This is a genomic window from Streptomyces sp. NBC_00310, assembly GCF_036208085.1.
Taxonomy (GTDB): Bacteria; Actinomycetota; Actinomycetes; order Streptomycetales; family Streptomycetaceae; genus Streptomyces.
Map to the genome: position 1 here is coordinate 4,449,472 of NZ_CP130714.1, position 13,942 is coordinate 4,463,413.

Annotated in this window: 12 protein-coding genes and 1 other RNA gene; 7 read left to right on the plus strand and 6 right to left on the minus strand. The window is 69.5% G+C overall.

Going from position 1 to position 13,942, the window contains the following annotated elements:
- Positions 1 to 13 precede the first annotated feature (13 nt).
- The 6 genes from OG202_RS19510 (at position 14) to OG202_RS19535 (ending at position 8,036) form a co-directional block, all read left to right on the plus strand.
- A complete protein-coding gene (locus tag OG202_RS19510; protein ID WP_328223212.1) occupies positions 14 to 1,441 on the plus strand; it encodes an MFS transporter in 1,428 nt (475 codons plus the stop codon).
- Between the two features lie 140 nt (positions 1,442 to 1,581).
- Positions 1,582 to 2,892, plus strand: a complete 1,311-nt coding sequence (locus OG202_RS19515; protein ID WP_328223213.1) for an ABC transporter substrate-binding protein — start codon at positions 1,582 to 1,584, stop codon at positions 2,890 to 2,892.
- Positions 2,889 to 3,860, plus strand: coding sequence for a carbohydrate ABC transporter permease (locus OG202_RS19520; RefSeq protein WP_326582411.1), 972 nt, complete (start codon positions 2,889 to 2,891; stop codon positions 3,858 to 3,860). Before OG202_RS19515 ends, OG202_RS19520 begins: the two co-directional genes overlap by 4 nt.
- Positions 3,857 to 4,678: a carbohydrate ABC transporter permease gene (locus OG202_RS19525; protein WP_328223214.1), complete on the plus strand. Its 822-nt coding sequence runs from the start codon at positions 3,857 to 3,859 to the stop codon at positions 4,676 to 4,678. The genes OG202_RS19520 and OG202_RS19525 overlap by 4 nt, the downstream gene beginning before the upstream one ends.
- Before the next feature lie 62 nt (positions 4,679 to 4,740).
- Positions 4,741 to 7,026 carry an alpha-xylosidase gene (yicI, locus tag OG202_RS19530; protein WP_328223215.1) on the plus strand — a complete coding sequence of 762 codons (2,286 nt, stop codon included), beginning with the start codon at positions 4,741 to 4,743 and terminating at the stop codon, positions 7,024 to 7,026.
- Positions 7,023 to 8,036 carry a LacI family DNA-binding transcriptional regulator gene (locus OG202_RS19535; RefSeq protein WP_328223216.1) on the plus strand — a complete coding sequence of 338 codons (1,014 nt, stop codon included), beginning with the start codon at positions 7,023 to 7,025 and terminating at the stop codon, positions 8,034 to 8,036. The genes yicI and OG202_RS19535 overlap by 4 nt, the downstream gene beginning before the upstream one ends.
- A gap of 100 nt (positions 8,037 to 8,136) precedes the next feature.
- Here the strand turns inward: OG202_RS19535 and ssrA are convergent.
- The 5 genes from ssrA to ftsE form a co-directional block, all read right to left on the minus strand.
- Positions 8,137 to 8,539, minus strand: a transfer-messenger RNA (tmRNA) gene (gene ssrA, locus OG202_RS19540).
- 126 nt (positions 8,540 to 8,665) lie between these two features.
- Entirely contained in the window at positions 8,666 to 9,208 is a 543-nt protein-coding gene (gene smpB, locus OG202_RS19545) for an SsrA-binding protein SmpB (protein ID WP_326585803.1), read from the minus strand.
- 117 nt (positions 9,209 to 9,325) lie between these two features.
- Entirely contained in the window at positions 9,326 to 10,513 is a 1,188-nt protein-coding gene (locus tag OG202_RS19550; RefSeq protein ID WP_326582404.1) for a S41 family peptidase, read from the minus strand.
- A gap of 67 nt (positions 10,514 to 10,580) precedes the next feature.
- On the minus strand, positions 10,581 to 11,498 hold the full coding sequence (gene ftsX, locus OG202_RS19555) for a permease-like cell division protein FtsX (protein WP_326582403.1): 918 nt from the start codon (positions 11,496 to 11,498) through the stop codon (positions 10,581 to 10,583).
- A 34-nt stretch (positions 11,499 to 11,532) separates the two neighbouring features.
- Positions 11,533 to 12,222: a cell division ATP-binding protein FtsE gene (ftsE, locus tag OG202_RS19560; RefSeq protein ID WP_009320785.1), complete on the minus strand. Its 690-nt coding sequence runs from the start codon at positions 12,220 to 12,222 to the stop codon at positions 11,533 to 11,535.
- A gap of 243 nt (positions 12,223 to 12,465) precedes the next feature.
- Between ftsE and OG202_RS19565 the strand changes: the two genes are divergently transcribed.
- Positions 12,466 to 12,657 (plus strand): hypothetical protein, encoded by a 192-nt coding sequence (locus tag OG202_RS19565; protein ID WP_326582402.1) that lies wholly within the window; start codon positions 12,466 to 12,468, stop codon positions 12,655 to 12,657.
- A gap of 116 nt (positions 12,658 to 12,773) precedes the next feature.
- Here OG202_RS19565 and OG202_RS19570 read toward each other — a convergent pair whose 3' ends face one another.
- Positions 12,774 to 13,691: a hypothetical protein gene (locus tag OG202_RS19570; RefSeq protein ID WP_328223217.1), complete on the minus strand. Its 918-nt coding sequence runs from the start codon at positions 13,689 to 13,691 to the stop codon at positions 12,774 to 12,776.
- Positions 13,692 to 13,942 lie beyond the last annotated feature (251 nt).

Sequence of the window (13,942 nt, forward strand, 5' to 3'; positions counted from 1 at the left end):
CGACGGTGTCCCCATGCCGCAACCGCCTTCCAGGAAGCCCTCGACTCCCCTGCTGACCGTCACCGCCGACACGCTGGTGGCAGCCGACTTCACGCCAAGACGCCGCCCAGGAGGAGCGCGCCCCAAGGGGCGCGGGGAACTGCGCGACCAGCCACGACAGACCCTCGGCCGCCGACGAACACGCGCCCCCGGCCCCTCAGGCACCACAACCCCCTACCGCGACCTCTTCCGCATCCCCGGCGCCCGAGCCTTCACCGCCGGAGGCCTTCTCGCCCGCCTCCCCATGGGCATGTTCGGCGTGAGCGCGATCCTCATGATCGCCGGCTCCCGCGGCTCATACGCCCTCGCCGGCGCGGTCGTGGCAACGGGCCTCGCCGCGACCGCCCTCGTCGCCCCCTGGACCGCCCGCCTGGTGGACCGCCACGGCCAGGCGAGGGTGGCCGTCCCCGCCACCGCACTCGCTCTGATCGGCGGCCTCGCCCTGATCGCCTGCGTCCACTGGAACGCCCCCGACTGGACCCTCTTCGCCTCCTACGCGGCCACGGCCACGACCCCCAACACCGGCGGCATGTCCCGAGCCCGCTGGGCCCACCTCCTGAAGGACGACCCGGCAGCACTGCACACCGCCAACTCCTTCGAACAGGCGGCGGACGAACTCTGCTTCATGCTCGGCCCGGTGATCGCGGCCTTCCTCTGCACCGCCCTGTTCCCCGAGGCCGGCACCCTCGTCGGCGGCATCCTCTGCATGACCGGCGTACTGATCTTCGCCACCCAGCGCGCCACGGAACCGCCCCCCACCGGCCGTACGGCCACCAGGTCCCCCCTGCGCGCCCCGGGCATCCCGCCCCTCCTCGCCGTCTTCCTCGCCACCGGCGCGGTCTTCGGCTCCCTGGAGGTCGTCACCATCGCCTACGCGGACGCCCGGGGCCACGCCTCCGCGGCGGGCGTGATCCTCGGCCTCCAGGCGGCCGGTTCCTGCGCGGCGGGCCTGGCCTACGGCGCGCTCCGGGTGACGGGCCCCGCGGAACGCCGCTTCCCCCGCTGCCTGGCCGCGATGACCGCCCTGATGGCCCTCCCCTGGCTCGCCGCCACCGTCACCGGCTCCCTCCTGTTCCTCGCCCCGGCCCTCCTCCTCGCCGGCATGGCCACCGCCCCCACGATGGTCACCGCCATGTCCCTCGTCCAACACCGCACTGCCGAGGGCCAGTTGAACGAGGGCATGACGCTCGCCGTCACCGGCCTGCTCGGGGGTATAGCGGGCGGATCGGCGCTGGGCGGCTGGGTCGCGGACCACACGGCGGGCACCGGCACGGCAGGCTTCGCGGTGCCGGTGGCCGCGGCGGCCTTGGCACTCCTGATCGCCTCGGCACAGCGCACGGCCGAAGGAACCGCCACCGTTCGCCCAGTCGAACGCCGCACGAATTCCCGTCCGCACCATTGACGCGCCCTTAGCCCGCCCTTACCTTCCGTCGAAGCGCTTCGACGTCACGCATCGAAACGATTCGACCACGCCGTTCGACGATCGTCGTACGGCCGCCGCGTGACGTCCCGAGACCCATCCGACTCCCTTGGAGGCACAGGATGTCAACGGCACGAAGGCGTGTGACGGCGGTGGCCGCGGCGGCTCTCAGTGGGGCCCTGCTCCTGACCTCCTGCGGCGGTTCGGACAGCGGCGGTGGCGGTGACGGTGACGGTGACGGCGGGACTCTCCGTCTCTGGCACTACGAGGGCCCCGACAGCGCGATGGGCATTGCCTGGAACGCGGCGATCGAGGAGTTCGAGAGGACCCATCCGGGCGTCGAGGTCGAGTTCGAGGAGAAGGGCTTCGAACAGATCCGCAAGACCGCCCCGATGGTCCTCAACTCCTCCGACGCGCCCGACCTCATGGAGTACAACAAGGGCAACGCGACCGCCGGGCTCCTCTCCAAGCAGGGCCTCCTCACCGACCTCACCGCTGAAGTGAGCGCACGCGGCTGGGACAAGAAGCTCAGCGCGGGCGTCCGCACCACCAGCCAGTACGACGCGGGCGGCGTCATGGGCTCCGGCAAGTGGTACGGGGTGCCGAACTACGCCGAGTACACGATGGTCTTCTACAACAAGGACCTCTTCGAGAAGCACGGCATCTCCGAACCCACCACCCTCGCCGAACTCACCGCCGCCATGGACGAGTTCGTCGACGCGGGCATCACCCCGCTGGCGAACGCCGGCGCCGAGTACATGGCGCAGCAGTACCTGTACCAGCTGGCGCTGAGCAAGGCGGACCGCGCCTGGGTGGACGCGTACGAGCTGTACCAGGGCAAGGCCGACTTCCACGACGCCGCGTGGACGTACGGGGCGGAGACCTTCGCCGACTGGGTGGACAAGGGGTACATCAGCGAGAAGTCGACGGGGACGAAGTCCGAGGACGCGGGCGTCTCCTTCATCCAGGGCAAGGCGCCCATCCTGTTCTCGGGGAGCTGGTGGTACGGCCGGTTCAAGGCGGAGAACACGTTCGACTGGGGCACGTTCCCGTGGCCCGACACGAACCTCACGCTCGGCTCCGGCGGCAACCTCTGGGTCGTCCCGAAGGGCGCGAAGAACAAGGAACTCGCCTACGACTTCATCGACATCACCATGTCGGAGAAGATCCAGAACCTGCTCGGCGACAAGGGCGGCGTCCCGGTCGCCGCGGACCCCGCCGCCATCACCGACCCGCGGGCCAAGGAACTCATCGCCGACTTCAACGCCCTCTCCGAGAAGGACGGCCTGGCCTTCTACCCGGACTGGCCCGTCCCCGGCTTCTACGACGTCCTCGTCTCCGAGACCCAGAAGCTGATGACCGGCAGCGCGGACCCGGACGCCTACCTGGACGCGATCGGGGAGGCCTACGAGAAGGACGTACCGGAGCGGTGACGGTGACCGTGGAGCCAGGGGCGGCGGTAGGCGAGGAGGGGCGCGCCGGCCGCACGCACCACCCCCGCCGCCCCCGTGACTCCTACGCCCTGTTCCTGCTGCCCGGCGTGCTCGCCTTCTTCGCCGTCGTCATCGTCCCGTTGCTGATGAACACGGGGGTGAGCTTCACCGACTGGCAGGGTGTCGGCAGTCCCCAGTGGTCCGGTCTCGCCAACTACCGGGAGCTGATGGGCGACGCGGACTTCTGGGCGTCGTTCCGGCACAGCCTGTTCATGGTGGTCGCCATGGCCGTCGTACCGACCGGGCTCGGGCTGGTCCTCGCCGCCGCCCTGTTCGACTACGTCGGCAAGCACTTCGGCAGCCGTGTCACCGCGGTCCTCCGTGCCTGCTTCTATCTCCCGCAGGTGCTGCCGATCGCGGTCGCGGGCATCGTCTGGAGCTGGATCCTCGCCCCCGAGAACGGCTCCCTGAACGAGTTGCTGAAGGCGATCGGACTGGGCGGTTGGCAGCAGGACTGGCTCGGCGACCCCGACCTCGCCCTCTACACCGTCATGGCCGTGATGGTGTGGGTGCAGCTCGGCTTCCCGCTGGTCGTCTTCATGGCGGGCCTGCAACGCGTCGACCCGGCGCTGTACGAGGCCGCCGAGCTGGACGGCGCGGGCTGGTGGCGCCGCTTCCGGCACATCACGCTGCCGCAGATCCGCCCCGAGATCCACGTCGTCCTGCTGTGGTGCACGATCGCCGCGCTCAAGGTGTTCGGCGCGGTGTACGTCCTGACGAAGGGCGGCCCCGGCGGCGCCACCGACGTCCCGTCCTACTTCTCCTTCACCACGTTCTTCGAGAAGACCCAGGTCGGCTACGGCGCCGCGATCTCCACCGTCCTGACCGTGATCGTCCTCGCCCTGGCCCTGATCGGCCTGAGGCTCCAGACGCGCGCCGAGGACGCCGAGGAAGGGACACGCGTATGACCGCCGTCCGCCGCTACCCGGTCCTCGTGGCCCTCTGCGTCGCCGCCCTCTTCATGATCGTCCCGTTTCTGATCGTGGCCGTGAACACGGTGAAGTCCCCGGCGGAATACTCCCAGGGCGGCCCGCTCAGCCTCCCCGACGGCCTCTACCTCGACGGGCTGAAGGACTTCTGGGAGCGGGTCGACTACAGCCAGAAGCTGTTCAACTCCGTGCTGATCAGCGGATCGGTGGCGGTGCTGGCCGTCGTCCTGTCCGTGCTCAACGCGTACGCGATCGGCATCGGCCGGCTGCGGGGCCGTACCTGGATCCTGGCCTTCTTCGTGCTGGCGAACATGCTGCCGCAGGAGGCGCTGGTCTACCCGGTCTACTTCCTCGCCAAGGAAGCGGGCCTCTACGACACCCGCCTCAGCGTGGTCATCGTCTTCACGGTCGTCCAGGCGGCCTTCGGCACCTACCTCCTCTCCTCCGTCCTCGGGCAGTTCCCCCGCGAGATCGTCGAGGCGGCCCGGATCGACGGCGCGACCAAGTGGCAGGTGCTGTGGCGGATCGTCGTCCCCGTCAGCCGCCCCACCCTCGGCGTGCTGCTGGTCTTCTTCTTCATCTGGACCTGGAACGAGTTCCTGCTCCCCCTGGTCATGCTGATCTCCAACGACAACCAGACCGTGTCGGTGGCCCTGGGCGTCCTCCAGGGCCAGCGCCTGATGGACGCCACGATGACCAACGCGGCGGCCCTGCTCGGCCTGCTCCCCGCTCTCGTGTTCTTCCTCCTCTTCCAGCGCACCCTCACCCGCGGCATCGCCGTGGGAGCCGTGAAGTAAGCCGTGACGCAAGCCGTGACGTAAGCCGTGAAGCAGGCCGTGACGTAAGGAGAACCCCCCACATGAAGTTCACCGACGGCTACTGGCTGCTCCGCGAGGGCGTCACCGCCGCCCACCCGGTCGAGGTCCTCGACGTCACCGCCACGGACGGCGGCGCCCTGGAGGTGCACGCCCCGACCCAGCCCATCCGCCACCGCGGCGACCTGCTGAAGGGACCGGTCGTGACGATCAGCGCCCACGCGCCGATGCCCGACGTCATCGGCGTCACGTTCACCCACTTCGAGGGCGAACGGCCCCGCGGCCCGCAGTTCGAGCTGACGACCGCGGAGTTCACCCCGCACACCTCGTACGACGACGAGCACGCCACCCTCACCGCCGGAGAGCTGTCGGTCCGCGTGTCCCGGACCGGCCCCTGGCACGTCGACTTCCTCGCCCACGGCCGCACGCTCACCACCAGCGGCCCCAAGTCGATGGGCATCATGCGCGAGGCGTCCGGCGCCCACTACCTCCGCGAGCAACTGGGCCTCGGCGTCGGGACCTCGGTGTACGGCCTCGGTGAACGCTTCGGCCCGCTCGTCAAGAACGGCCAGGTCGTCGACGTCTGGAACGCGGACGGCGGCACCGCCACCGAACAGGCCTACAAGAACGTGCCGTTCTACCTCACCGACGCGGGCTACGGCGTCTTCGTCGACCACCCCGGCAAGGTGTCCTTCGAGGTCGCCTCGGAGGTCGTGTCGAGGGTCCAGTTCAGCGCGGAGACCCAGCAGTTGACGTACTACGTCATCTACGGCCCGACCCCGAAGGAGATCCTCCGCAAGTACACGGCCCTCACCGGCCGCCCGGCCCTGCCGCCCGCCTGGTCGTTCGGCCTGTGGCTGTCGACCTCCTTCACCACCTCCTACGACGAGGAGACGGTGACCTCCTTCATCGAGGGCATGCGGGAGCGCCGCCTCCCCCTGTCCGTCTTCCACTTCGACTGTTTCTGGATGCGCGAGTTCCAGTGGTGCGACTTCGAGTGGGATCCCCGCGTCTTCCCCGACCCGGAGGGCATGCTGGACCGGCTCAAACGCCGTGGCCTGCGGATCTCCGTCTGGATCAACCCGTACATCGCGCAGCGTTCCCCGCTCTTCGCGGAGGGCAGGGACCTCGGCCATCTCCTGCGCCGACCGGACGGCGGCGTCTGGCAGTGGGACCTCTGGCAGCCCGGCATGGCCCTGGTCGACTTCACCAGCCCGGCGGCCCGCGCGTGGTACGCCTCGAAGCTGGAGGCGCTGCTCGCCCAGGGTGTCGACTGCTTCAAGACCGACTTCGGCGAGCGGGTCCCCCTGGACGTGGCCTGGTCCGACGGCACGGACCCCGAGCGGATGCACAACTACTACACCTACCTCTACAACCGCACGGTCTTCGACGTCCTGCGCAAACACCGGGGCGAGGGCGAGGCGGTGCTCTTCGCCCGCTCTGCGACGGTCGGCAGCCAGCGCTTCCCCGTCCACTGGGGCGGCGACTGCGAGTCCACGTACGAGTCGATGGCCGAGTCCCTGCGGGGCGGGCTGTCGCTGGGGCTGTCGGGCTTCGGGTACTGGAGCCACGACATCGGCGGTTTCGAGGGCACCCCCTCCCCCGCGCTCTTCAAACGCTGGATCGCCTTCGGCCTGCTCTCCTCCCACAGCCGCCTGCACGGCTCGTCCTCGTACCGGGTCCCCTGGCTCTTCGACGACGAATCGGTGGACGTCCTACGGACGTTCACACGCCTCAAGCTCAGCCTGATGCCCTACCTCTACGAGGCCGCGCGCACGGCCCACACCGAGGGCGTGCCGATGATGCGCGCGATGGTGCTGGAGTTCCCGGACGACCCGGGCTGCGCGCATCTGGAGCGCCAGTACATGCTCGGCCCCGACCTCCTCGTGGCGCCCGTCCTCAACGACGAGGGCGACGTCACGTACTACGTCCCCGAGGGCACCTGGACCCGCTTCCCGGCCGGCGACTCGGTCACCGGCCCCCGCTGGGTCCGCGAACACCACGACTTCACCAGCGTGCCGCTCCTGGTCCGTCCGGGCGCCGTCGTCCCGGTCGGCGCGGTGACGGACCGCCCGGACTACGACCACGCCGACGGGGTCACTCTGCGCGCGTACGGCCTCGCGCACGGCGCCCAGGTCACGGTGCCGGTGGGCGACGTGACCTTCACCGTCGTACGGGAGGGGAACGTGCTGCGGGCGTCGTGCGGCGCCCCGAGGGCACCCTGGGGGCTCGCGGCCGGCGACCGGGAGGTCCGCGCGGAGGCGGGCACGGGCTTTCTGACGATGGACCTGGACGGGGAGTCGGACCCCGTGGGAACGAGGTCGGTGTGACGGTGAAGATCACGGACGTGGCCCGGCACGCGGGCGTCTCCCCCAGCACCGTCTCGTACGCCCTGAGCGGCAAGCGGCCGATCTCGGCGGAGACGCGGGAGCGGGTCGAGGCGTCCATCCGAGAGCTGGGTTACCGTCCGCACGCGGGCGCCCGGGCTCTGGCCAGCAGCAAGTCGAACGTGCTGGCGATGGTGGTGCCCTTACGGGCCGGGATCCATGTGCCGGTGGTCATGCAGTTCGCGGTCTCGGCCGTCACGACGGCCCGCGCACACGACCACGACGTCCTGCTGTTGACGCAGGAGGAGGGCGAGGAGGGCCTGCGGCGGGTCGCGGACTCGGCCCTGGTGGACGCGCTGATCGTGATGGACGTCCAACTCCACGACCCCAGGCTGCCGTTGCTGCGCACGCTGGACCGCCCGTCGGTACTGATCGGCTTCCCCGCCGACCCCTCCGGCCTGACCTGCATAGACCTGGACTTCAAGACGGCGGGCGAGCTCTGCGTGGAGCATCTGGCCGGCCTGGGCCACCGTGTGGTGGGCCTGATCGGCTCCCCGCCCGAGGTCTACGTCCGCCAGACGTCCTTCGCCCAGCGCGTCGTCCAGGGCTTCACCTCCGCCGCCACCCGCAACGGCATGGCCTCCACGGTCCACCCCTGCGAGGCCACCCCCGCCGCCGCCCGCGCGGTCGCGGAACGCCTCCTGCGCGAACAACCGGCCCTCACGGGCGTGGTCATCCACAACGAGGCGATCCTGGACCCCCTCGTGGAGGCCTTCGAGCACCTGGGACTGCGCGTCCCGGCCGATCTCTCGATCACGGCCCTCTGCCCGGACGACCTCGCCACGGACCTCCGCGTCCCCCTCACCTCCATCGCCATCCCGGCGGCGGAGGTGGGCGAGCAGGCGGTCGCCCTCCTGATGAAGAAGCTGGACGGCGTGCCGGTACCGCAGGCGACCCTGCTCCCGCCCCGGCTGACCGTCCGGGCGAGCACGGCCCGCCGGGTGACCGAATGACCGGGTGACGGGTGAGCGGGTGACGGGTGAGCGGGTGACGGGTGCGGACATGACGAAAGCCCCGCTGCGGTGTCGCAGCGGGGCCTCGCCCACATGGGAATTGTGGAGATGGCGGGAATCGAACCCGCGTCCAACGGTGAGGAATCAGGGCTTCTCCGTGTGCAGTTCGCTGTGATTTTCTCAGCCCCGGCGATCACGCGAACAAGTCGCCGACGGGCTCAGTCACTGTTAGATTTCCCTCTTCACCCCGTGACCGGGATCAAGGTTTAGTCCCCTAGCTGATGCCAGGATCCGGGTCGGGAACACTCCCGGGCTGACACTCCCTTGAGTAAGGAGCAGTCGCTTCGCTACCTGAGATCAGGCGGCGAGAGAGAACTGCTGCTTGGGAGAATCGCTGTTGGAATTGGCGATTATTTTTTTCGGCCTGTGGTTTACGAGATCGTGGCCGCTTCCTCGACACGCTTCCCCTGGTTCGACATCCGCTGTCGAAACCGATCATCCCCATGTTGTTTTTTCAATCCCTCCGAGGAGGGGGTGTGCACCCGCTGTGAGGTGCGGATGCCATCGTACGTGACCAACGCGAGCGCATGCCACCGTATTCCCCGTGCCGCGCCCGCACGCCCCGCACGCTAGGCGCGCTGCTTCCGCTTCGCCGCCGCGATCGCGCGGTCCGACTCCCGCCGGTCCTGCTGTTCCCGCAGGGTCTGCCGCTTGTCGTACTCCTTCTTGCCGCGTGCGAGAGCGATCTCGGCCTTCGCCCGGCCGTCCTTGAAGTACAGCGCGAGGGGCACGATCGTGTGACCCGTCTCCTGCGCCTTGGCCTCCAGCTTGTCGATCTCCTCGCGGTGCAGGAGCAGCTTGCGCTTGCGGCGCGCGGAGTGGTTGGTCCAGCTGCCCTGGTGGTACTCGGGGATGTGGGCGTTGTGCAGCCACGCCTCGCCCCGGTCGATCTGGACGAAGCCGTCGGACAGCGAGGTCCGTCCTTCGCGCAGCGACTTGACCTCCGTGCCCGTCAGCACGAGGCCCGCCTCGTAGGTGTCGATGATCGCGTAGTCGTGCCGGGCCTTCTTGTTCTGGGCGACGATCTTGCGCTTGCCGCCCTTCTCGCCGTCCCGGCCGCTCTTGGCGGCCGTCCCGCCCTGCTTGGGCTGGGATTCCTTCGGTACGTACATTCCCTTGCTCATAGTGCCGTCCATTTTCGCACTACGCAGGGGGTCCGCGGGAAGCCGATTAACGGGAGCGGCGCCCAGGGGGCACGTACCCGGGTCGACGGAGGCGGTTAGCGCCCTTCACTGCCCGAGGCCGCTCAGTACCGTCTCGGCCCGCTGGAGGGCGTCCTCGTCCGCCTCCAGGTCGGGGGTGATGCCACGGCCGTCGACACCGCGGCCGGAGGGGGTGCGGTAGTGGCCGACGGTCAGTTCGGCGACGGAGCCGTCGGGGAGGCGGCTCGGCATCTGCACCGAGCCCTTGCCGAAGGTGCGGGAGCCCACGACCACCGCGCGTCCCCGGTCCTGGAGGGCTCCGGTGAGCAGCTCGGCCGCGCTCATCGTGCCGCCGTCGACGAGCGCGACCAGGGGTCTGGTGGTGTCGCCGCCGGCTTCGGCGTGCAGGGCCTGCTGCTCGCCGTTGACGTCGTACGTGGCGACGAGGCCGCCGTCGAGGAAGGCGGAGGCGGCGGTGACGGCCTCGGAGACCAGGCCGCCGGAGTTGCCGCGAAGGTCGAGGACGAAGCCGGCGGCGTCGGCGGACTGCTCGACGGCGGCTCGTACGAGATCGCCGGAGCCCTTGGTGAACGCGTCGACCGTGATGACGTCGACCCCGCCCGCGGTGTGGCTCACGGTCACGTCCTCGGTGGAGAGGCGGGCCCGGCGCAGGGTCTCGTGCCAGGTCCGGGTGCCGCGCTGCAGCCCCAGCGACACCTCCGTACCGGCGGCCGCGCTCTCGGAGGGCTCGGTGCCCCCGTCGATCGCGTCGCCGCGGAGTAACGAGACGACCTCGGTGACCGGGCGGCCGTCGACCTTCTCGCCGTCGACGCTGACGAGCCGGTCGCCCGCACGGATCCCGGCGCCCGCCGCGGGCGAGCCGCCCTGCACGCGCGTCACCTCTATACGGCCGTCGCGCTCCCGCCGCGTCCAGAGGCCGACGCCGGTGTACTCGCCGTCGAGGGCCTCCTCGAACTGCTCGTACTCGCCCTCGGAGTAGACCGCGCCCCACCGGTCGCCGCTGCGGCTGACGGCACGCTCGGCGGCCTCCACGGGGGACTTGCCCTCGGCCATGGCCTCGGCGGCGGCGTCGGCGACGTCCTGCTCCTTGTCGGCCGGGGCGGAGCGGGAGGGGGTGGCGGCCGTCATCATGCCGTGCGGATCGCCGAAGGAGCCGGTCGCGGCGCCCGTGGCGAGCACGCTCGCGAAGACCAATGTCAGGGCGGCCCCGCGGCCGATGCGGCGGGGCTGGGAGAACAGGTCGCGGCCTGACATGTCGGCGAGTCTAGGACAACGCGAAGGGCCGCACCGGCCCTTGCCGGTACGGCCCCAGGGGCGTGCGTCACACCTTCAGGTACTTGCGCAGCGCGACGAAAGCGGCCAACGCCGGCATCAGGAAGCTCACCGTGAGGATGAGCGGCAGCTTGACGAGGACCGCGTCCCAGCCGACGAAATTGATCAGCGGCAGGTTCGTGGAGAGTGAGACCCCGTTGTCGATCACGAAGTACTGCCCGAGGAGCAGGAAGGCACAGGCGACCGTGCCGCCGATGATCCCGGCGACCGCGGCCTCCATGATGAACGGCGCCTGGATGTAGAAGCCCGAGGCGCCCACCAGCCGCATGATCCCGATCTCACGACGACGGCTGAACGCCGAGACACGCACCGTGTTGACGATCAGCAGCAGCGCCACGATCAGCATGACCGCCATCACACCGCGCGCCGCCAGGTTCAGGTACCCGAGCAGCCGGAACAGGTTGTCCAGGATGCCCTTCTGGTCCTGCACCGACTGCACGCCGTCACGGCCGTTGAAGGCGCTCGCGATGACCTGGTACTTCTCCGGGTCCTTCAGCTTGATGCGGTACGACTCCTGCATCTGGTCCGGGGTGAGGCTGCTGGCCAGCGGGGAGTCGCCGAACTGCTCCTTGTAGTGCTTGTACGCCTGGTCCTGCGACTCGTAGGCGACGCTGTCGACGACCGACATCTTCCCCAGATCGGACTTGATCTGGTTCTTCTGCTCGGTCGTGACCGCGCCCTTGGCGCAGTTGGGGTCGGACTCCGCGTCGCTCTTGTTGCAGAGGAACACCGACACGTTGACCTTGTCGTACCAGTAGCCCTTCATCTGGCTGACCTGGTCGCTCATGAGCAGCGATCCGCCGAACAGGGCGAGGGAGAGGGCGACGGAGACGATGACCGCGAAGGTCATCGTGAGGTTGCGGCGGAGACCGACACCGATCTCCGAGAGGACGAACTGGGCGCGCATGGCGTCTCGCTGAGCCTTTCCGTGGACTGTGCGGTCAGTGCTGGTAGCCGTAGACGCCGCGCGCCTGGTCGCGGACGAGGCGGCCCTTCTCCAGCTCGATGACGCGCTTGCGCATCTGGTCCACGATGTTCTGGTCGTGGGTCGCCATCACCACGGTGGTGCCCGTCCGGTTGATCCGGTCGAGCAGCTTCATGATGCCGACGGAGGTCTGCGGGTCGAGGTTGCCGGTGGGCTCGTCCGCGATCAGCAGCTTGGGCCGGTTCACGAAGGCCCGCGCGATGGCCACGCGCTGTTGCTCACCGCCGGACAGCTCGCCCGGCATCCGCTCCTCCTTGCCGCCCAGGCCGACCAGCTCCAGCACCTGCGGCACGGACTTGCGGATCTCGCCGCGCGACTTGCCGATGACCTCCTGGGCGAAGGCGACGTTCTCGCCGACCGTCTTGTTCGGCAGCAGCCGGAAGTCCTGGAACACCGTCCCGAGCTGGCGGCGCATCTGCGGCACCTTCCAGTTGGACAGGCGCGCGAGATCCTTGCCCAGGACGTGCACCTGGCCCTGGCTGCACCGCTCCTCCCGGAGGATCAGCCGCAGGAAAGTGGACTTTCCTGAGCCGGAGGACCCCACGAGGAACACGAACTCGCCCTTCTCGACCTCCAGGGACACATCCCTGAGTGCGGGGCGGGTCTGCTTGGGGTAGACCTTGGACACGTTGTCGAATCGGATCACGGATGCACCACAAGCCGTCGGGAATGGATGGACGAGACTGTACCGCCCCCGGCCCGGTACGGGGCGCGGGGAACCGTGCGACAGGCCCCCACCGGCCCGCGGCCGCACGACGAGGGGCGACCACCGCAATTTCGAGGCGCCCGCGCAACCTCCGCGGGAACCTGGCACAGTGGGGTAGAGGAACGGTTCGGTTCCGCTAGGCGTTGGGGTTTGTGTGAGGCCATTGCAAGGAGGGCGAGGCGCATGACGTACGACCGGTTGGTGTGCGCGAACTGCGCGTCCCCCGTCGCCGAGGGCCGCTGCCATGTGTGCCGGGCGAGCCGCGAGCGACTCCAGCAGGAGAACCCCTTCGCGAACCTGAGCCCCATGACCCTGATCGCCCTCCTGGCGATCCTCATAACCGCGGTGGCACTGCTGGCGCACCAGACGGCATAGGACGCCCGCCGGCACAGGACACACGGCAGGACATACGGCAGGACATACGACGAGGCCCGGGGCTGGCTGCCCCGGGCCTCGCGTACTCATGTGTGGCTGTGCCTGACCGCGAGCGGTCAGGCGGCGGCGCCGCGGCCGACCATGAGGCGCGGCAGCAGACGGAAGCCGATCCCGCCGGCGATCATCGTGGCGGCGCCGACCAGCAGGAACGTGGTCTCGGCGGCACCCGTCTCGGCCAGCTCGCCGCTGCCGGCGCCCTGAGCCTCGGTCTCCGAGCCGGTGTCCGTGAGGGCCGAGGAGCCCTCCTGCTGGACGACCTCGTCGTTGCCGCCGTCGGGGTCGGTGCCACCGGAGGTGGAGCCGCCGTCGGTGGAGCCGCCGGTGGAGTCGTCACCGCCGGTGGAGTCGTCGCCACCGGTCGAGCTGTTGCCGCCGGTGGAGCTGTTGCCACCGGTGGAGCTGTTGCCACCGGTCGAGCTGTTGCCGCCGGTGGTGCCCGTGGTACCAGTCGTACCGGTCGTGCCCGTGGTGCCGGTGGTACCAGTCGTGCCGGTCGTGCCCGTGGTACCAGTCGTGCCGGTGGTACCCGTGGTGCCAGTCGTACCCGTGGTGCCAGTCGTACCCGTGGTGCCAGTCGTGCCCGTGGTGCCAGTCGTGCCCGTCGTACCGGTGGTACCAGTCGTGCCGGTGGTACCCGTGGTGCCAGTCGTACCCGTGTCGCCGGACGTACCCGTGGTACCAGTCGTACCCGTGGTACCAGTCGTGCCGGTGGTACCCGTGTCGCCGGACGTACCCGTGGTACCAGTCGTACCCGTGGTGCCGGTCGTCGCACCGATGATGGTGTTGCCCTCGGTGTCGTTGCCGGTCTGGACCGAGACACCGGCTTCGACCGAACCACCGTCGTCGGTGCTGACACCCACGCCGACACCGAGGTCCAGCGCCGAAGCGGCACCCGCGGCGGTCAGTGAGGCGCCTGCGGCGATCACGGCCCCCGCGGCTATTCGCGCCACGCGGATCCGCGTCTTCTTCGTCATATGGCTGCTACCCCCAGTAGCTCATCAGTAAATGGAGCAGAGCGCCCGGGACCGCGATCGACGGGAGCAGTCGGTTGATTCGAAGTCCCCCGGTTCACATGCACCCCGGTAATGCGCATGCCACACGCCAGCCTTCCCAGTTTTCGCAGCAACGTCAAGGTCGTTGCGTACGCGATGTCCCGTTCACCGCATTTGACCTCGGCAACGACATGTGAGTGTGACGTAAGACCCAGACATCCCCACACAGACAA

Excerpts from the sequence above, each read along its gene's own strand:
- OG202_RS19510 (WP_328223212.1), top strand. The coding sequence starts at position 14 with ATGCCGCAACCGCCTTCCAGGAAGCCCTCGACTCCCCTGCTGACCGTC.
- OG202_RS19515 (WP_328223213.1), top strand. The coding sequence starts at position 1,582 with ATGTCAACGGCACGAAGGCGTGTGACGGCGGTGGCCGCGGCGGCTCTC.
- OG202_RS19525 (WP_328223214.1), top strand. The coding sequence starts at position 3,857 with ATGACCGCCGTCCGCCGCTACCCGGTCCTCGTGGCCCTCTGCGTCGCC.
- yicI (WP_328223215.1), top strand. The coding sequence starts at position 4,741 with ATGAAGTTCACCGACGGCTACTGGCTGCTCCGCGAGGGCGTCACCGCC.
- smpB (WP_326585803.1), bottom strand. The coding sequence starts at position 9,208 with ATGTACGTACCGAAGGAATCCCAGCCCAAGCAGGGCGGGACGGCCGCC.
- OG202_RS19550 (WP_326582404.1), bottom strand. The coding sequence starts at position 10,513 with ATGTCAGGCCGCGACCTGTTCTCCCAGCCCCGCCGCATCGGCCGCGGG.
- ftsX (WP_326582403.1), bottom strand. The coding sequence starts at position 11,498 with ATGCGCGCCCAGTTCGTCCTCTCGGAGATCGGTGTCGGTCTCCGCCGC.
- OG202_RS19565 (WP_326582402.1), top strand. The coding sequence starts at position 12,466 with ATGACGTACGACCGGTTGGTGTGCGCGAACTGCGCGTCCCCCGTCGCC.
- OG202_RS19570 (WP_328223217.1), bottom strand. The coding sequence starts at position 13,691 with ATGACGAAGAAGACGCGGATCCGCGTGGCGCGAATAGCCGCGGGGGCC.